The following is a 17763-nucleotide window of genomic DNA, read 5'->3' as shown; positions in this document are numbered from 1 at the left end:
TCCTCGACGTCGCGTGAGAGGATACGGAGCATGCCCCTGCGCGCCACCGGTGACATCGTCGCGGCTGCCGCCGCGGCGGGTGGCGGCGTGGCCGCGTTCAACGTCATCCAGCTCGAGCACGCCGAGGCGCTCGTCGCCGGCGCAGCCCGGGCGGCGTGCCCGGTGGTGCTCCAGATCAGCGAGAACGCCGTCGCCTACCACGGGGGCCTGGAACCGCTCGGCCGTGCGACCCTCGCCGTCGGTCACCGCGCGGCCGTGCCCGTCGCGGTCCACCTCGACCATGCCGAGTCGGCGGAGCTCGTCGCGGAGGCCGTGGACCTCGGCTTCCACTCGGTGATGTTCGACGCCTCCCGGAAGCCCTATGACCGCAACGTCGCAGCGACCGCCGAGGTCGTCGCGACCTGCCACCGGCGGGGGGTGTGGGTGGAGGCGGAGCTCGGCGAGATCGGCGGCAAGGACGGCGTCCACGCGCCGGGGGCCCGCACGGAGCCCGAGGAGGCCGCCCGGTTCGTCGCCGCGACGGGAGTGGACGCGCTGGCGGTCGCCGTCGGCACGTCGCACGCGATGACGACCCGCGATGCGGCACTCGACTTCCCGCTCATCGCGCGGCTCCGCGAGGCCGTCGACGTGCCGCTCGTGCTGCACGGCTCCTCGGGGGTCGCCGACGCGGACCTCACGCGGGCCGTGGAGGCCGGCATCACGAAGGTGAACATCGCCACCCACCTCAACCACGCGTTCACCCGGGCGGTCCGCGCCTACCTGGACGCCCATCCGGACGTCGTAGACACCCGCGCGTACCTCGGCGCGGCACGGGAGGCGGTGACGGACGAGGTCGCGCGCCTGCTCGCCGTCCTGAGGGCGACCCCGCTCCAGAGGTGACGAGTCTAGGTGACGAACCGGATGGTGAGCGGGTAGCGGTAGAGCTCGCCGTTGCTCGCCTTGACCGCCCCGATGATGACGAGCACGAGCCAGACGATGCCGACGGCGGGCAGGAGCAGGAAGCCGATGAGCAGCAACAGGCTCGCGCCCGCGACGATGAAGGCGATCATCGCGGTGAGGTTGAAGTTCAGCGCCTCCTTCGCGTGCGCGCTCGCGTAGGGGTCGCTGTCGCGGCGGACGAGCCACACGACGAGGGGACCGACGAAGGGGAGCGGCAGCCCGAGGAACACGACGAACGCCGAGAGGTGCGCGGCGAGGGCCCAGTTGCGGGACTCCGACGACGGGGCCGCCCCGTAGCCGGGCGGGGACGGGGGGACGGCGCTCACCGCGCAGCTCGCACGGCGTCGACGGCGGTGGTCACGGTCAGGCTCCTCTCAACCCAGCCCCACGAGGCGACGGATGGGGTCGAGGGCGAAGTAGACGAAGAAGAACAGCGACGATACCGCCATGAGGGGGTGGACGTTGCGCCACCTGCCGAGCGCCAGCTGGATGACCGTGTAGCTGATGAACCCCCAGCCGATCCCGTCGGTGATGGAGAAGTTGAACGGCATGACGACCATCGTGAGGAAGGCGGGGATGGCGACGCTGTAGTCGTCCCACGGCAGGTCGCGGATCACCGACATCATGAGGAAGCCGACGAGGATGAGGGCCGGCGCGGTCGCCTCCGGGGGGATCACCCCTGCGAGCGGGGAGATGAACAGCGCCGCGAGGAACAGCACGCCGGTGACGACGCTCGCAAGACCCGAGCGCCCGCCCTCGGAGATGCCGGCGGCCGACTCGATGTAGGTGGTGGCGCTCGACGCCGACGCGGCCCCGCCGAACGCGGCGGCCATCCCGTCGACGACGAGCAGGCGCCGCATACGGGGAAGGCTGCCCCGCTCGTCGAGGAAGCCGCCTTCGTAGCCGAGGGCGATGGCGGTGCCCATCGTGTCGAAGAAGTCGGCGAGGAGGAGGGTGAACACCGCGAGGACGGCGGCGACGGCGCCCACCCGCACGAACCCGAACGAGAACGCACCGAGCAGGGAGAAGTCCGGGAGGGCGAGCACCTGCTCGGGCAGCCGCGCGACGCCCTCGCCGACGTCGTCCCACAGCCGGCCGCCGGCGACGGCGTTCACGACCGTGGCGAGCACGGTCGTGCCGAGGATGCCGAACAACAGCGCGCCCTTCGTGCGGCGGGCGACGAGGAGTGCGGTGAGGAGCAGGCCGACGACGAACACCGCGATGCGCGCCGAGTCGACGTCGCCGCGGGCGAGCACCGGGCCGCCGGCGCCCGGACCGGGGATGACGATGCCCGAGTTCGCGAAGCCGATGATCGCGATGAACAGGCCGATGCCCGCGCCGATGGCCTTCTTCAGCTCGAGGGGGATGGCGTTCATGACCGCCTCCCGGAAGCCCGCGAGCACGAGCACGGTGAGCAGCAGCCCCTCGGCGACGACCACGCCCATCGCCTCGGGGTACGTCATGCCCTCCCCGCCGACGAGCTGGAAGGCCACCACCGCGTTGAGGCCGAGACCGCTCGCGATCGCGAAGGGGTAGTTGGTGAAGACGCCCATGGCGATGGTCATGACACCGGCCACGAGTGCGGTCACCGTCAGCACGGCAGGGAACGCAAGCCCGTCGTCGGCGGGGCCGGGCGTGCCGAGGATCGCCGGGTTCACGAAGAGGATGTAGGCCATCGTCATGAACGTCGTGACGCCCGCGACCATCTCCGTGCGCACGCTCGTGCCCCGCTCCGACAGCCGGAAGCGGCGCTCCAGCCGGGGTGCCCCCGGCGCGGTGCGACTCGCCATGTGCGTGACCTCCCCCCTCCTGCTCGCCGCAGCATACGGTCGTGCCGTGGGTGAATCGGGAGCGGCGATCGAGGTCCAGCGGCCACGGGGGCCCTGGACCGTGTCCCCCGGGCTACGCGCCCCGGAGCCGCAGCGGGCGCCGAACGGGCTCGGGCACGCCCTGCGTGAGCGGCACGCCCCGCCCGAGCTCGTCGAGCTCGGCGGCGGTGAGTGTCTCGCGTTCGAGCAGTGCCCCGGCGATGAGGCGCAGCCGGCCGGCGTGGTCGCCGAGGATCACCCGGGCAGCCCGCTCGGCCTGCGCGAGCAGCTGGCGGACCTCCTGCCCGCCGGCGCTGCCCTCGAACTGCCGCGCGACCGAGTCCTTCTTGCCGCCGGCGAGCTCGAACCGACCGGTCATCGCCCAGCGCTCGACCATGCGCCGGCCCACCGCGGCGGCCTGCTCGAGGTCGTCCTCGGCCCGGGTGCTCGGCTCGCCGAAGGTGTTGAGCTCGGCCGCGCGGCCGCCGAGCAGGAGGATGAGCTGGGCGAGCAGCTGGCGCTTCGTGAGGATCATCTGGTCGTCGTCGGTGGCCCACAACGACTTGCCCATCGCGCCGCTGCGGCTCACGATCGAGACGCGGGCGGGGGGCTTCGCGCCGCGCAGCAGCAGCGACAGCAGCGCGTGACCCGCCTCGTGCACGGCGACGATCTCCTTCTCCTCCTCGCTGAGCATCCGCGGGCGGCGCAGGCCGGCGTGGACGCGGGTGATGGCCTCCTCGACGTCGTCGGCCGACACGAGCGGGTGGTGGCGGCGGGCGGCGAGCAGCGCCGCCTCGTTCACGAGGTTGGCGAGGTCGGCGGCGGACAGCCCCGCGGTCTGGTTCGCGACCTCGGTCCAGTCGACGTTGCGTGACACCCGGCGCTTCCCGGCGTGGAGCAGCAGCGCCTGCTCGCGCCCGTCGCGGTCGAGCCGGTCGATGGCGATGCTCCGGTTGAACCGGCCAGGGCGGATGAGCGCCGGGTCGACGAGCTCGGGACGGTTCGTCGCGCCGACGACGAGCACGCCGGCGGTGCCGGCGAAGCCGTCCATCTCGACGAGCAGCTGGTTCAGGCAGTGGTCGAACTCCCGCTCGCCCTGCGCCTCGGAGCTGCTGCGGCTGCCGAGGGCGTCGAGCTCGTCGATGAAGATGATCGACGGCGCGGCCGCTTTCGCCTGCTCGAACAGCTTGCGGATCCGGGCGGCGCCGACACCGACGTACTTCTCGACGAAGCTCGACGCCGACACGGAGAAGAACGGCACGCCGGTCTCGCCGGCGAGCGCCCGGGCGAGCAGCGTCTTGCCGCAGCCGGGCTGGCCGTGCAGGAGGATGCCCTTGGGCAGCTCGGCGCCGAGGCGCCGGAAGCGGTCCGGGTCCGCGAGGTACTCGCTGACCTCCTGCAGCTCGGCGATCGCGTCGTCGAGGCCGGCGACGTCCGCGAACGTCACCCGCGGATGGTCGGCGCTCGCGACGGGGACCGCGACGTGCTCGTCGTCGGCCGTGGGCACCGGCACCGGCTGGAGCGCGGGCCGCTGGTCCGCGCGCGCCGCCCGCGCCTTGCGGCGCTGCACGAGCAGGATGGCGAGGGTGCCGCCGACGATGACGACGACCGCGACGATGAACTCGACTCTGGTGACGATCTCGAGGAAGAAGTTCATGGCTCCCGGCCGATGGGCGGTAGGCAGTACGCGACAACGCTACATGTTTCGCTCATTGAGCAACAGCAGCACCTCGGCGTCCGCCCGTCGCCTGCCACCTCGGGTGCCGGATAGGATCCGCGGCGATGCAGGTCGTCGCCCTCGCCGGAGGCATCGGCGCAGCGCGGTTTCTCGCCGGGCTCGTGCGGGTGGTTGACCCGTCGGCGCTCACGGTCGTCGCCAACACCGGCGACGACCTCGTCGTGCACGGCCTGCGGATCAGCCCCGACCTCGACACGATCTGCTACACCCTCGGCGGTGGCGCGGACCCGGAGCAGGGCTGGGGCCGGGCCGGCGAGACGCTGACGGTGAGCACGGAGCTGCGCGAGCGCTACGGGCGCCCCGACTGGTTCACCCTCGGCGACCGCGACCTCGCCACCCACCTCGTCCGCTCGGAGATCCTCGCCGGTGGCGGCACGCCGAGCGAGGCCGCCGCGGCCATCGCCGCCGCCTGGGGACTCGGGCTTCGGCTGCTCCCCATGACCGACGACACCGTGGCGACGCGCATCCGCACGGCGGACGGGCGGGACCTCCACTTCCAGGAGTGGTGGATCCGCGAGCGTGGCGAGCCGCGCGTCGCCGCGGTCCGCCTCGACGGTGCCGATGCCGCGCGCCCGGCTCCCGGCGTGCTCGAGGCGATGGCCGCGGCCGACGCGGTGCTCCTCTGCCCCTCCAACCCCGTCGTGTCGATCGGCACGATCCTCGCCGTGCCGGGCATCCGCGACGCGCTCGTCGACCCGACGGTGGTGGGGGTGTCGCCCATCGTGGGCGGCAGGGTCGTGCGGGGCATGGCCGACCGGCTGCTGCCCGCCGCCGGCGCGGGCACCTCGGCGGCGGGCGTGGCGGGCCTCTACGCCGACTTCCTCGACGGGTGGGTGATGGACCGTGCGGACGAGGGCGCGGCGCCCGCACTCGAGGCCAGGGGGCTGCGGGTCGCGGTGACCGACACGATCATGCGTACCCCCGCGGTCGCCGAGGACGTCGCCCGGGCCGCTCTCGCGCTGTGCTGACCGTCCTGCCCGTCAGCGGCCTGCCCGAGGTGAGCGCGGGCGACGACCTCGCCGCGCTCGTCGCGGCCCGCGCGGACCTGCGCGACCGCGATGTCGTCGTCGTGGCGCAGAAGGTCGTGAGCAAGGCCGAGGGGGCGCTGCTGTGGGCGCGGCCCGGCGAGGACCGCGCCGCGGCCCGCCGCCGGCTCGCGCGCGCGGAGGCCGCCCGCGTCGTCGTCGACGCCCCCGGGGCGCTCGTCGTGGAGACCCGCCACGGCCTCGTGTGCGCGAACGCGGGCATCGACGCCTCCAACGTCCCCGGGGGCGCGTTCCTGCGCCTGCCCGCCGACCCCGACCGCAGCGCCCGGGCGCTGCGCGCCGGCCTGCGTGCGGTGGCCGGGGTCGAGGTCGCGGTGATCGTCGCCGACACCTTCGGGCGTCCGTGGCGGACCGGCGTGACCGACGTCGCCATCGGCGTGGCGGGCCTGCACCCGCTCCGTGACGAGCGGGGCGGCGTCGACCGCCACGGCAACCGCCTCGAGGCGACCTGCGTGGCTGTCGCCGACGAGCTCGCGGCCGCCGCCGACCTCGTGCGGCGCAAGGCCGACGGGGTCCCGGTCGTGGTCGTGCGGGGCTACGTCTACGAGGCCGACGAGCGGGCCGGCGCGGGCCTGCTGCGCCGCCGGCCCGAGGACGACCTGTTCCGGCGCGGGCGCGGCGCGCTGGCGGACACCCTCGGGACGGCGAGCCCGGTGGCCGCGGGCGTCGACCCTGCCGACCTCGAGCGGGCCGCCGGCGCGGCGCGACGGGTCGGCGGCGCGGGGGTGCGCGTGGCGTCGGCCGGCGGGGTCGTCGCCGTCGCGGGGCCCGACCTCGACGCCGGCGCGGGCGCGGGCGCGGCCATCGCCGCCCTCGTCGACCTCGGCTACCTCGCGGCCCGCCGCCCGCCCCGTCCCGGCGAGGAGGCCACGGTCGTCGTCGTGGGGGGCCGCCCGGCGGAGCCATCCGACGATCGCGGTCGTTAGACTGGCGGGCATGTTGCCGGCGGGCGCAGCCACGGGCTGCGAGCCCCGCCACGACCCGCGACGGGCCGCGCGCGCCTGCTGCGACCACAGAGAGGACGAACGTCACCGTGTCCGACGAGCAGTCACCCGACGAGGCCCAGAGCAAGCGCGAACGACAGAAGGCACGGCGCGCCCAACGCCTCGAGGCGGAGCGCGCCGCAGCGGCAGCCGCCCGACGCAAGCGCATGGGCGCGTACCTGCTCGTCGGCCTGCTGCTGATCGGCGCGGTCGGCTACTTCGTCTGGCAGAACATCGAGGAGCGCCGCGCCGAGCAGGAGCTGATCGAGGCCGCCCAGGCGCGCCTCGAGGAGCTCGGCTGCACGACCGACGAGGAGATGCCTCCGCTCGGCGCCGGCCACTTCGGCGAGGGCGAGCTCGCGGCGAACCCGCCCGAGGGGGTCTACGACCACCTGCCGACCACGTCGGGGCAGCACATCGCGAGCGTCGTGGCGACCGGCGTGTACGACGAGTACGTCGACGAGCGCGTGACGACCCACAACCTCGAGCACGGCTACGTCGTCATGTGGTACGACGAGGGCGCCGACCCCGACGACATCGCCGCCCTCAAGGAGTTCGCGCAGGAGCGCATCGACGACGGCGACCAGGAGATCGTCGTCGCGCCCTACAACCAGCCCCTCGACGACGACAAGAACTTCGCGTTCGTCGCCTGGGAGCGCCGGCAGATGTGCGACCGTTTCGACCCGGGCATCGCGCTCAACTTCATCCGCGAGCACATGAACAACGAGCGGGCGCCCGAGGCGCGCGTCGGGCCGCACCTCGGCGGCCAGCCGGGCGAGCTCGACCCGAACGAGGTCGACGGGCCGCTCGTGTTCCCGCCGCTCGGCCAGGAGACGCCCGACGAGCCGCTTCCCGACGACGAGGGCGGCGCGGAGACCGAGGACGTCGAAGGCACCGGCACCGACGCCGGGACCGACACGGACACCGACACCGACACTGACTCGTAGGACGGGTCGCCGCCCGTGCCGGTCGCTACGATGAGGCGCGAGCGGCAGGGCGGCCGGACGCCCGCGAGGAAGGTGCCAGGACCGTAGGCATGTGCGGCATCATCGGTTACACGGGTCCCGAGCAGGCGTTGCCGGTCCTCCTGCGCGGGCTCGTCACGCTCGAGTACCGCGGCTACGACTCGGCCGGGGTGGCGGTCGTGTCGCGTGCCGCCCAGCCGAGCCTTCGGGTCGTGAAGCGCGCCGGCAAGCTCACCGAGCTCCGGCGCGCCCTCGACGGGCAGCAGGTGTCGGGCACCACGGGCGTCGGCCACACGCGGTGGGCCACCCACGGTGAGCCGAGCGACCGCAACGCTCACCCGCACCTCGACATGGCCGGTGACATCGCGGTCATCCACAACGGCATCATCGAGAACTGGGCGGAGCTGAAGGCCGAGCTCGCCGCCGCGGGCAGCGAGTTCACGTCGGAGACCGACACGGAGGTGCTCGCGCAGCTCATCGCCGCGCTCCACGACGAGCGGCGAGGGGCGGCGCAGGGCGTCGGGGACACCCCGGGGGGCGCGCTGGCGGCGGCCGTGCGGGCGGCGCTCGCGCGGGTCGAGGGCGCCTTCGCGATCGCCGTGGTCGACCGCAGGCAGCCCGGGGTGATCGTCGCCTCCCGCCGGGGCGCGCCGCTGATCCTCGGCCGCGCCGACGGGGCCAGCCTCCTGTGCAGCGACGCCACGGGGCTCATCGCCCACACCCGGGAGGTGGAGGCGCTGCTCGACGACCAGGTCGCCGTCCTCGTCCCGGGAGGGATCACCGTCACCGACGCCGCCGGCAACCCCGCGGAGGGTGACCGGCGCAAGGTCGACTGGGACGTGGACGCCGCCGAGAAGCAGGGCTACCCCCACTTCATGCTGAAGGAGATTCACGAGCAGCCGAGGGCCGTGCGGGAGACCCTGCTCGCGCGCACGGACGCCGAGGGGCGCGTGCGGCTCGACGAGCTGCGCATCCACCCCGACGACTTCCGGACGTTCGACAAGGTGGCGATCATCGCGACGGGGACGAGCGCGTACGCGGGCATGGTCGCCAAGTACGCCATCGAGCACTGGGCGGGCATCCCCGTGGAGATCGAGATCGCCAGCGAGTTCCGGTACCGCGACCCGATCCTGTCGCCCTCGACGCTCGTCGTCGCGATCAGCCAGTCCGGTGAGACGCTCGACACGCTCGCCGCCGCCGCGCACGCCCGCGACCAGCGGGCGAAGGTCGTCGGGATCACGAACGTCGTCGGCAGCGCGCTCGCGCGGGAGGCCGACGCGGTCCTCTACACCCGGGCCGGTCCGGAGATCGCCGTGGCCGCGACGAAGACCTTCGTCGCGCAGATCGTCGCCCTCAACGTCCTCGCGCTCTACCTCGCGCAGGCGCGCCGGTCGCTGTTCCCCGACGAGTGCCGCGACCAGCTCGCGCGGATGGCGGCCCTGCCATCGCTCATCGAGGAGGTGCTCGAGTCCGAGTCGGCCGTCGCCGAGCTCGCCGCCGAGTTCGCCGACGCGCGCTACGTCATGTTCATCGGCCGCCACGTCGGCCTGCCGATCGCGCTCGAGGGAGCGCTGAAGCTCAAGGAGATCAGCTACCTCCACGCCGAGGGGTTCGCCGCGGGGGAGATGAAGCACGGCCCCATCGCGCTCATCGACGAGGGCGGGCCGGTGGTGGCGCTCGCCACCCGCGGCCACGTGCGCGCGAAGATGGTGTCGAACATCGCCGAGGTCAAAGCCCGCGGCGCGGTGGTCCTGGCGATCGCGACCGAGGGTGACACGGAGATCAAGGAGCACGCCGACCACGTCATCTACGTGCCGGAGGTCCACGAGCTGCTCTACCCCGTGCTCACCGTCGTGCCCCTGCAGCTGCTCGGCTACCACATCGCCACACGGCTCGGCCGCGACGTCGACCAGCCCCGCAACCTCGCCAAGACCGTCACCGTCGAGTGACGCGGTGGGCGTCGTCGGGGTGGGCGTGGACGCCCTGGAGATCGCCCGGATGCGCACGGCCCTGCGGCGGACGCCCGGTCTCGCGGCGCGGCTGTTCACCGAGACGGAGCGGGTCAGCTGCACGTCGCGGTGCGGTGAGCTCAGGGTGGGCGGGCTGGCAGCCCGGTTCGCGGCGAAGGAGGCGGTGGCCAAGGCGCTCGGCACCGGCCTGCGCGGCTTCGCGTTCCGCGACATCGAGGTGCGCTCCGACCCGCTCGGCAAACCCGAGGTGGTGCTTCACGACGGCGCGGCCGCGGTCGCCGAGCGTCTCGGCGTCGAGCGGGTGCACGTGTCGCTGACGACGAGCGGGCAGCTCGCGATCGCCCACGCCGTCGCGGAGGGGCGCTCCGGCGAGGGCGCCCGGTGAGCATCCCCCTCTACACTCCCGCGCAGGTCCGGGAGATGGACCGCCGTGCCTTCGCGCGGGGGGTGAGCGGCGGCGCGCTCATGGAACGCGCGGCGGGCCACCTCGCCCGGGGCGTCGTCGACGTCGGCGGTCGCGGCTACGGACTGCGCGTCGGCATCCTCGCCGGGCGCGGCAACAACGGCGGGGACGGCCTCGCCGCCGCGCGGCGGCTGCTCGACGCGGGGGCGGCTCCGCGCGTCTGCCTCGTCGGCGGGGCCGGGGACCTCTCCCCCGACGCCGCGGAGCATCTCGCGCGCTACCACGCCGCCGGTGGACGGCTCGTCGCCAGCGTCGGAGCGGCGCTGGCCGGCGCCGACGTGGGGGTGGACTGCCTGCTCGGCACCGGCGCGTCCGGGCAGCCGCGGGAGCCCTACCGCTCGGCGGTCGGCGAGCTCAACCGGTCCGCGAGCTTCAGCGGCGGCATGGCCGTGGTCGCCTGCGACGTGCCGACGGGAGTCGACGCGGACACGGGCGCGGTGCCGGGCGAGGCGGTGCGCGCCGACCTCACCGTCAGCCTCGGCGCGCACAAGCGCGGCCTGCACCTGTGGCCCGCCCGTGGCCACTGCGGCCGGCTCGTCCTCGGCGACCTCGGCATCGCCGACGGCGCGGACGCCCCGGTCGCCACCGTGCTCGAACGGGCCGACGTCGCCGCCCTGCTGCCCCGTCTCGAGCCGACCGCTCACAAGCGCACGCGCGGGGTCGTCGTCGCGCTCGCCGGGTCCGCGGGCATGAGCGGCGCCGCCGCCCTCGTCGCACGTGGCGCCATGGCCGCCGGGGCGGGTCTCGTCACCCTCGCGACCTCCGGGGCGGTCCTGCCCCTCGTCGCTCCGGCGGTCCCCGAGGCGCTCACCGCGGCGCTGCCCGACGACGACCCCGACGCGGCGTTCGCGCGGCTCGCCGCGGCGCTCGAGGGGGCCGACGCGCTCGCCGTCGGGCCGGGTCTCGGGCGCTCCGAGGCGGCCGTGGCGCTCGTTCGCCGGGTCGTCGCCGAGGTCGACGTGCCCCTCGTGCTCGACGCCGACGGCATCAACGCGTTCAGCGCCGAGGCCGACCCCGCCCGTCCCGACACCCTCGCCGACCACGCGTCGACGCTGCTCGTGCTCACCCCTCACGCCGGGGAGCTCGCCCGCCTGCTGCCCGGCGGGAGGGACGAGGCCTGGGCGCGGCGGGCCACGCTCGTGCCGGAGCGGGCCAAGGGGTGGGGCGCCGTCGTCGTCGCCAAGGGCGCCGGCTCGCTCACCGCTGCGCCCGACGGGCGGGTCTGGGTCAACCCGACGGGTGGCCCGGCCCTCGCCACGGGCGGGACCGGCGACGTGCTGACCGGGATGGTCGCGACCCTGCTCGCACAGCGTCCGGAGGCCGAGTCCGTGGCGGTCGCCGTCTACGTGCACGGCCTGGCGGGGGAGCTCGCCGCGTCTCGGGGCGAGCGCTCCGTCACCGCCCTCGACGTCGCCGGCGCCGTGCCCGCGGCCATGCGCTCGGAGACGGGGCAGTAGTCGCCGCCCGGGGCGCCACGCGCCCCGCTCCGACGGAACCTCCCATGGCTGGCTACCGCTCACCGTCAAGGGCGGGTGCCGCGGGGCAGGTGCGCGCGACCGGTTCGTCGGCTGCCACGCCCCGCTGGACTGGACCGACAACCACCACGTGATCCACCCGCGGACCTTCGGCGTCGGCCCCGCCGGCGCGGACCTTCGGCGTCGGCCCCGCCGGCGAGATCCCGTTGTGCGAGCGAAGGCCGCCAGTTCGTTACCCTTAGGGGGAACCTCGAGCAGCGACCCCGCCGGAAGGCCGCCAGCGTGTCTGACCTGCGTGTCCGCAGCGCGCGCGCCGCTCCACCCGGGCAGCGCCCCACGTGGGTGGAGGTCGACCTCGCAGCGATCAGCGCGAACGTCGCCGCGCTGAAGGCGCAGGCGGCGGCACCCCGCCTCATGGCCGTCGTCAAGGCCGACGGCTACGGCCACGGCATCGCGCCGGCCGCCCGGGCCGCCCTCTCCGGCGGGGCGGACTGGCTGGCCGTCGCCCTCGTCGAGGAGGGCCGCGCGTTGCGCGACGCGGGAATCGACGCGCAGGTGCTCGTCCTCGCCGAGCCGCCGCCCGCCGCGGCGGGGGCGCTGCTCGACGCCGGCCTCGTCGCGAGCGTCTACACCCCGGCGTTCACCGACGCGCTCGACGCCGCGGCGGCCGAGCGCGGGACGCCCGCTGCCGTCCACGTGAAGCTCGACACCGGCATGCGCCGGGTCGGCGTGCCGGCTGACGACTGGGAGGACGCGCTGCGCCGGGTCCGCGACGCGGCGTGGCTGCGCCCGGTCGGCCTGTGGAGCCACTTCGCCGTCGCCGACGAGCCCGACCACCCCTACATCGCCCGCCAGTCCGCGGCGTTCCGGCGGGGACTCGACCTTGCCGCCGCCCTCGGGCTGCGTCCGGAGCTCGTCCACCTGTGCAACTCAGCAGGCACCCTGCACCTGCCCGACGACCACTACGACATGGTCCGCCCGGGCCTGTCGGTGTACGGGCTGGAACCGGCCCCGGGCCTCGCCAGCTCGACGCCGCTGCGCCCCGCGCTCACGTGGTACTCCCGGCTCGCCCTCGTCAAGCGGGTCGCGCGGGGGGAGCCGGTCAGCTACGGGCTGCGATGGAGCCCCGAGCGCGACACGCTCGTCGCCACGGTTCCGGCCGGCTACGCCGACGGCGTCACGCGGGCCCTCACCAACCGCGGCGAGGTCCTCGTCGCGGGCCGCCGCGTGCCCATGGTCGGCACGGTGACCATGGACCAGCTCATGATCGACCTCGGGCCCGACGGGGGCGCGGCGGGCGACGAGGTCTGCCTCATCGGCAGCCAGGACGGCGAACGGGTCACCGCGGAGGAGTGGGCGCGTCTCCTCGGCACGATCAGCTACGAGGTCGTGTGCACCATCGGGCCACGCGTGCCCCGCGTGTACGTGGACGGCGGATGAGGGCCGGCCGCAGACTGCTCACCACCGCAGCCGTCGCCGGCGCCGCCACCGGTGGGGCGGTGCTCGGGTGGCTGGCCGAGCGGCGGGCCGCCGCGGACATGCGCGACGGCAGCGACCCCGAGGCGGTCGAGCTCGCCAGGGCGGTCACCGGCCGTCCCCGGCAGGTGACCGCGGCCGACGGCACCCGCCTGCACGCCGAGATCCTCGGGCCCGACGACGCGCCGGCGATCGTGCTCGCGCACGGCTACACGATGACCCAGGACGCCTGGCACTACCAGCGCCGGGACCTCTCCGAGGAGTTCCGGGTCGTGAGCTACGACCAGCGCGGGCACGGCGCGAGCGCGGAGGCCGAGACGGGCGACTACACCATGGACGCGCTCGCGAGTGACCTCGCGGCCGTCATCGAGCGGTGCGTGCCGCCCGGCGAGCGGGTGGTGGTCGCCGGTCACTCGTTGGGGGCGATGAGCGCGCTCGCCCTCGCGAAGGAACACGGCGAGCTGCTCGGGCCCCGTGTCGCGGGGCTCGCGCTCGTGAGCACGTCGGGAGCCGACATCATCGGCGGCGTCCTCGGCGGCGCCGCGGCGGTGGCCACGAACGCGTTGCCCGCGGTGGCCGACGCGCTGCTGCCCCGCCTCGTCGGGATGCCCGGACCGCTCGGGGCACGCCCGAGCGACTTCACGTTCCTGCTCATCCGCGCGATCTCCCTGTCGCCGAACGCCTCACCCGCGCACGTCGCGTTCACCGAGCGGTTGTCGATGGGCTGTCCGTCGGCGGTGCGGGCGGCGCTCATCCCCGCGTTCACCTCGCTCGACCTCACCGACGCCGCCCGCGGCGTGTCGGTGCCGGCCCTCGTGATCTCCGGCGACCTCGACCGCCTCACGCCCCCCTCGGGGGCGCGTCAGCTGGCGGAGCTGCTGCCCGACGCGCGCCTGGTCGAGCTGCAGGGCGTCGGGCACATGGCGCCCCTCGAGGCGCACGAGGCGGTGACCGCGCACCTGCGCGCCTTCGCCCGCCGGGTCCTCACCCTCCCCGACGCGCGATGAAGACGCGACCGCGTCCCGGCACAGGCGCCTGACCGTGGCGCTGGGGGTGCACGGGGTCCGGGTCGGGTGCTGGACGCACGCGACCCATCACACGGGCTGCACGGTCATCGTCGCGCCCGGCGGCGCGCTCGGGGCGGCGGCGGTGCGCGGCGGGGCGCCGGGCACCCGAGAGGTCGCCGCGCTCGGCGCCACGGGCAGCGTGCGGGAGTGCCACGCGATCGTGCTGTCGGGTGGCAGCGCGTTCGGCCTCGCAACGGCCGACGGGGTCGTCGACTGGTGCGAGGCGCGCGGCATCGGCTACGACAAGACCGTCGCCCGCATCCCCATCGTCGGCGGGGCGATCGTGTTCGACCTCCGGGAGCCCGGCGCACCCCGCCCGGGCCGCGACGCGGGCTGGGCCGCATGCGAGGCGGCGACCGAGGACGACCCCCCGATGGGCTCGGTCGGCGTCGGCGCCGGCTGCACGGTGGGCAAGGCTGCGGGGATCCGGTACGGGTCGAAGGGGGGGCAGGGCTGGGACGTGGCGCGGGGCGGCGGCGTGACCGTCGGCGCGCTCGTGGCGGTGAACCCCCTCGGCGACGTGCTCGACGAGCAGGGCGCGGTGCTCGCCGGCAGCCGCGCGCCCGACGACGTCGCGCGCTTCCCACTTGGCTGGGCGCCCACCGCGCCGGACACCGCCGAGGCGCCGGCGGTGGCCGACGAGGCGCCCGACGGCAACACCGTGATCGGCTGCCTGGTCACCGACGCGCGGCTCACCAAGCCCGACGCGGTGCGCGCCGCCGACCTCGCTCACTCCGGCATCGCCCGGGCGGTCACGCCGGCGCACACGACGTTCGACGGGGACGCGCTCTTCCTGCTCGCCACCCAGCGGGTGCCGGCGACCGTGGACCTCGTGGCCCACCTCGGCGCGCAGGCCGTCGCCGGGGCGATCCGCGCCGGCGTCCGTCACGCCACCGGCATCCCCGGGTTCCCCGCCGACCCGCGCGCCGCCCGCTGAGCCGGCGGCGCCGCGGGGTGTCGGGGTTGCGTCATCTCCGGGATGACGCAGTCCCGACACCGGCAGGCGGTCAGTCCCTGCGGAACCGCGCCACCCACTCCTGCAGCGTCGGGGAGGACGCGGAGGCGGCCTGCGCCCATGCCTCGTACTCGAGGACCGCACCGAGGTCGCGGGTCTCCACCGCGACGCCGACGCCGCGCTTGATGTGGCGCGCGAGGCCGGGGTCCACGGCGGCGATCCGGTCCGCGAGATGGAGCGCCTCCTCGCGGGCTTCCGCCACGGGCCCCTCCGCGAGCCCCCAGGCGACGGCCCGTTCGGCGTCGAGCGTCTCCCCGAGCAGCAGCGTGCGCAGCGCGCGAGGGGCGCCGAGGGCCTCGACGAGGAACCAGGTGCAGCCGCCCCCCGGGTGCAGGCCGATGCGCGCGAACGTCGCGCCGAAGGCCGCGCTGGGGCCGGCGACGCGCAGGTCGCAGGCGAGGGCGAGGTTGAGTCCCGCACCGACGGCGGGACCGTGCACCGCGGCGATGGTGGGGAAGGGCAGCGCCCGCACCGCGAGGAAGGCCGCGTAGTAGCGCCGCAGCTCGTCGTGGGTGTCCACGATCCCGCGCTCGGGATCGCCGAACAGGGCGGGCAGGTCCGCGCCCGCGCAGAAGGCCGGCCCCTCCCCGGCGACCACGAGCGCCCGCGCCCGCGCGTCGGCCTGGAGCCGCTCGCATGCCGCGACGAGCTCGGCGGCCATCTGCGGGCCCATGGCGTTGCGGCGATCCGGGTCGGTGAGGGTGAGCAGGCGCACGCCGTCGTCGCGCGCGTCGAGGCGGGTCTTTGCCATCGCTCCTCCGGTCCGGCCGGGCGCCGTCACGATAGTCGGGCACACCGGCCGCCGGGGTGCGATGCTGGCGCGCGTGCCCGAGCCAAGTCAGCTCGTCGAGCTCGTCACCGCCACTCCGGCGGATACGCAGGCGGTCGCCGAGGCGGTCGCGCGTACGCTGCGCCCGGGCGACATCGTCTCGCTCACCGGCGAGCTCGGCGCCGGCAAGACCTGCTTCGTGCAGGGCGCGGCCCGCGGGCTCGGGGTCACCGAGCGGGTCACGAGCCCGTCCTTCGTGCTCCGCCGTGAGTACGCGGGACGCGTGCCGGTGCTGCACCTCGACATCTACCGGCTCGACGCGCTCAGCGAGGTCGCCGACCTCGGCTACGAGGACGCGCTCGAGGGCTCCCGCGTGACGTTCATCGAGTGGGGCGACGCGATGGCGCCCCTGCTGCCCGCCGAGCACCTCGTGATCGAGCTGCGCGTCGAGGAGGTGACCAGCGCAGGCGGGGTGCTGCCGGTGTGCGAGCCACGGCGTATCGTGGTGCGGCCCCACGGCGACGACTGGGCACGACGCCTCTCCGGCCTGGCCGCCGACCTCCTGCCGTGGACGCGACACGAGGAGTCGTGACACGAGACCATGCTGGTTCTCGGCTTGGAGACGTCCACCCCGCAGTCGAGCGTCTGCCTCGCGACCGAGCATGAGGTCCTCGCCGCGGCGACGCTCGGGCGCCCGCGGGCCCACGCCGAGTTCCTCGCCCCGGCGGTCGACTTCTGCCTGCGCCAGGCCGCGGTCGACGTCAGTGCCGTGTCGGGCGTCGCGGTGAGCCTGGGGCCGGGCCTGTACACCGGGATGCGGGTGGGCATCGCAACCGCGCAGGCGCTCGCCCACGCCCGCAGCCTGCCGGTGGTCGGCCTTTCGTCCCTCGACCTGCTCGCCTTCTCCGTCCGCTACGTGCGCCGTCTCGTGTGCAGCGTCCTCGACGCGCGGCGGGGTGAGGTGTTCTGGGGCTTCTACCGCAGCGCTCCGGGCGGGGTGCAACGGGTCAGTGAGCTGCGGGTCGGCGCCCCGGGGAAGCTGGCCGCCGAGGTCGAGGCGATGCGGGAGGACGTGCTCGCCGTGGGCGACGGGGCGATCGCCGCGGCCGGCGAGCTGCAGTCGGCCGGTGCGGAGGTCTGCACCTCCCCCTCCCTCGCGTACCCGTCCGCGAAGTGCCTCGTGGAGCTCGCGCTGCCGCGGTTCCTGCGGGAGGACACCCGGCGCCCCGAGGAGCTCCGGCCGATCTACCTGCGGCAGGCCGACGCCCGGGTGAACTGGCAGGAGCGGGGTGCGCTGTTCGGCGGCAAGGCGGCGGGCGCCGCGGGGGCCCACGCGTGATCGCCCAGCTCACGCGCCACCCGCTCGACGACGTCGTCGTCGTGCCCATGCGGCGGCGCCACCTGCGCGCGGTGCTCGGCATCGAGCGCCGGGCCTACCCGCGGCCGTGGTCGCCCGCGCTGTTCGTCGCCGAGCTCGAGCGCCGCGACACCCGCCGCTATCTCGTCGCCCTCGCCCCCCGCCGGGGCCCCGGCGCGCTCGGGCAGCTGCGCCCCGGCCGGGAGGTCGTCGGCTACGCGGGCCTCATCCTCGAGCCGGTCCCGCGAGGTGAGCCCCGCACACCGGAGGCGGTGATCCAGGGCGGCGAGGCGCACGTGACGACGGTCGCGGTGGACCCGCGCCACCACCGGCGCAAGCTCGCCACCCGCCTGCTGCTCGCCCTGCTCACCGAGGCGCGGCGGGCGGGCGCCCCCGCGGCCACCCTCGAGGTCCGGGTGGCCAACCGCGGCGCCCAGCGCCTCTACGCCGCGTTCGGGTTCGTGCCCGTCGGGGTGCGTCCCGGGTACTACGCGGAGACGGGGGAGGACGCGCTCGTCATGTGGGCGCACGACCTCCAGGGTCAGGAGATGGCCGCGCGCCTGGCCGTCCAGGCGGCGCGTCTCGGGGAGCCGGGCGGGGCCAGCGGCGCGCCCGACCTCCACGTCCCCTGGGTGCAGGGCCGCATCGGGCTGCACGACCCGTCGCGCGACGACGGCACGGCGGGGTAGCGC

17 protein-coding genes are annotated in these 17763 nt (G+C 75.3%); 13 read left to right on the top strand and 4 right to left on the bottom strand.

Annotation, left to right across the window (positions count from 1 at the left end; all coding sequences use genetic code 11):
* Positions 1 to 30: 30 nt before the first annotated feature.
* A complete protein-coding gene (locus tag VM324_05885; protein HVL98802.1) occupies positions 31 to 879 on the top strand; it encodes a class II fructose-bisphosphate aldolase in 849 nt (282 codons plus the stop codon).
* A gap of 5 nt (positions 880 to 884) precedes the next feature.
* Here VM324_05885 and VM324_05880 read toward each other — a convergent pair whose 3' ends face one another.
* The 3 genes from VM324_05880 to VM324_05870 form a co-directional block, all read right to left on the bottom strand.
* Positions 885 to 1265: a DUF4870 domain-containing protein gene (locus VM324_05880; GenBank protein ID HVL98801.1), complete on the bottom strand. Its 381-nt coding sequence runs from the start codon at positions 1263 to 1265 to the stop codon at positions 885 to 887.
* Between the two features lie 48 nt (positions 1266 to 1313).
* Positions 1314 to 2729, bottom strand: coding sequence for an NCS2 family permease (locus VM324_05875; protein HVL98800.1), 1416 nt, complete (start codon positions 2727 to 2729; stop codon positions 1314 to 1316).
* A gap of 112 nt (positions 2730 to 2841) precedes the next feature.
* The gene (locus tag VM324_05870) at positions 2842 to 4404 is read right to left on the bottom strand and encodes an AAA family ATPase (protein HVL98799.1); all 1563 of its coding nucleotides are present in this window, start codon (positions 4402 to 4404) and stop codon (positions 2842 to 2844) included.
* 125 nt (positions 4405 to 4529) lie between these two features.
* Between VM324_05870 and cofD the strand changes: the two genes are divergently transcribed.
* From cofD to VM324_05825, 9 genes are all read left to right on the top strand, one after another.
* The gene (gene cofD, locus VM324_05865) at positions 4530 to 5453 is read left to right on the top strand and encodes a 2-phospho-L-lactate transferase (GenBank protein ID HVL98798.1); all 924 of its coding nucleotides are present in this window, start codon (positions 4530 to 4532) and stop codon (positions 5451 to 5453) included.
* On the top strand, positions 5447 to 6457 hold the full coding sequence (cofE, locus tag VM324_05860) for a coenzyme F420-0:L-glutamate ligase (protein HVL98797.1): 1011 nt from the start codon (positions 5447 to 5449) through the stop codon (positions 6455 to 6457). Before cofD ends, cofE begins: the two co-directional genes overlap by 7 nt.
* A gap of 107 nt (positions 6458 to 6564) precedes the next feature.
* Complete coding sequence (locus tag VM324_05855) at positions 6565 to 7461, top strand: DUF3105 domain-containing protein (GenBank protein HVL98796.1); 897 nt, start codon at positions 6565 to 6567, stop codon at positions 7459 to 7461.
* Between the two features lie 89 nt (positions 7462 to 7550).
* Positions 7551 to 9428, top strand: a complete 1878-nt coding sequence (glmS, locus tag VM324_05850) for a glutamine--fructose-6-phosphate transaminase (isomerizing) (GenBank protein HVL98795.1) — start codon at positions 7551 to 7553, stop codon at positions 9426 to 9428.
* A gap of 4 nt (positions 9429 to 9432) precedes the next feature.
* Complete coding sequence (locus VM324_05845; protein HVL98794.1) at positions 9433 to 9834, top strand: holo-ACP synthase; 402 nt, start codon at positions 9433 to 9435, stop codon at positions 9832 to 9834.
* Positions 9831 to 11369, top strand: coding sequence for an NAD(P)H-hydrate dehydratase (locus VM324_05840; GenBank protein ID HVL98793.1), 1539 nt, complete (start codon positions 9831 to 9833; stop codon positions 11367 to 11369). The genes VM324_05845 and VM324_05840 overlap by 4 nt, the downstream gene beginning before the upstream one ends.
* Before the next feature lie 300 nt (positions 11370 to 11669).
* Positions 11670 to 12827, top strand: coding sequence for an alanine racemase (alr, locus tag VM324_05835; protein ID HVL98792.1), 1158 nt, complete (start codon positions 11670 to 11672; stop codon positions 12825 to 12827).
* Positions 12824 to 13870, top strand: a complete 1047-nt coding sequence (locus VM324_05830) for an alpha/beta hydrolase (GenBank protein ID HVL98791.1) — start codon at positions 12824 to 12826, stop codon at positions 13868 to 13870. Before alr ends, VM324_05830 begins: the two co-directional genes overlap by 4 nt.
* 34 nt (positions 13871 to 13904) lie before the next feature.
* Positions 13905 to 14867, top strand: coding sequence for a P1 family peptidase (locus VM324_05825; GenBank protein ID HVL98790.1), 963 nt, complete (start codon positions 13905 to 13907; stop codon positions 14865 to 14867).
* Between the two features lie 70 nt (positions 14868 to 14937).
* On the opposite strand, the gene VM324_05820 is transcribed toward VM324_05825, so the two are convergent.
* Positions 14938 to 15696, bottom strand: coding sequence for an enoyl-CoA hydratase (locus VM324_05820; protein ID HVL98789.1), 759 nt, complete (start codon positions 15694 to 15696; stop codon positions 14938 to 14940).
* Positions 15697 to 15769: 73 nt separating this feature from the next.
* On the opposite strand from VM324_05820, the gene tsaE reads away from it, so the two are divergent.
* Genes tsaE through VM324_05805 form a run of 3 tightly spaced genes read left to right on the top strand, consistent with a single transcriptional unit; the run spans position 15770 to position 17760 of the window.
* A complete protein-coding gene (gene tsaE, locus VM324_05815; GenBank protein HVL98788.1) occupies positions 15770 to 16306 on the top strand; it encodes a tRNA (adenosine(37)-N6)-threonylcarbamoyltransferase complex ATPase subunit type 1 TsaE in 537 nt (178 codons plus the stop codon).
* Positions 16307 to 16315: 9 nt separating this feature from the next.
* Positions 16316 to 17053 carry a tRNA (adenosine(37)-N6)-threonylcarbamoyltransferase complex dimerization subunit type 1 TsaB gene (tsaB, locus tag VM324_05810; protein HVL98787.1) on the top strand — a complete coding sequence of 246 codons (738 nt, stop codon included), beginning with the start codon at positions 16316 to 16318 and terminating at the stop codon, positions 17051 to 17053.
* The gene (locus VM324_05805; protein ID HVL98786.1) at positions 17050 to 17760 is read left to right on the top strand and encodes a GNAT family N-acetyltransferase; all 711 of its coding nucleotides are present in this window, start codon (positions 17050 to 17052) and stop codon (positions 17758 to 17760) included. The genes tsaB and VM324_05805 overlap by 4 nt, the downstream gene beginning before the upstream one ends.
* Positions 17761 to 17763: the final 3 nt, after the last annotated feature.

It is taken from the genome of Egibacteraceae bacterium, assembly GCA_035540635.1.
Classification (GTDB): domain Bacteria; phylum Actinomycetota; class Nitriliruptoria; order Euzebyales; family Egibacteraceae; genus DATLGH01.
This window is presented reverse-complemented; position numbering and strand designations above follow the sequence as displayed.

Bases quoted from the DNA above. Each gene is read 5' to 3' on its own strand.
- VM324_05885 (HVL98802.1), top strand. From the start codon at position 31: ATGCCCCTGCGCGCCACCGGTGACATCGTCGCGGCTGCCGCCGCGGCG.
- VM324_05875 (HVL98800.1), bottom strand. From the start codon at position 2,729: ATGGCGAGTCGCACCGCGCCGGGGGCACCCCGGCTGGAGCGCCGCTTC.
- VM324_05870 (HVL98799.1), bottom strand. From the start codon at position 4,404: ATGAACTTCTTCCTCGAGATCGTCACCAGAGTCGAGTTCATCGTCGCG.
- cofD (HVL98798.1), top strand. From the start codon at position 4,530: ATGCAGGTCGTCGCCCTCGCCGGAGGCATCGGCGCAGCGCGGTTTCTC.
- glmS (HVL98795.1), top strand. From the start codon at position 7,551: ATGTGCGGCATCATCGGTTACACGGGTCCCGAGCAGGCGTTGCCGGTC.
- VM324_05830 (HVL98791.1), top strand. From the start codon at position 12,824: ATGAGGGCCGGCCGCAGACTGCTCACCACCGCAGCCGTCGCCGGCGCC.
- VM324_05820 (HVL98789.1), bottom strand. From the start codon at position 15,696: ATGGCAAAGACCCGCCTCGACGCGCGCGACGACGGCGTGCGCCTGCTC.
- tsaB (HVL98787.1), top strand. From the start codon at position 16,316: ATGCTGGTTCTCGGCTTGGAGACGTCCACCCCGCAGTCGAGCGTCTGC.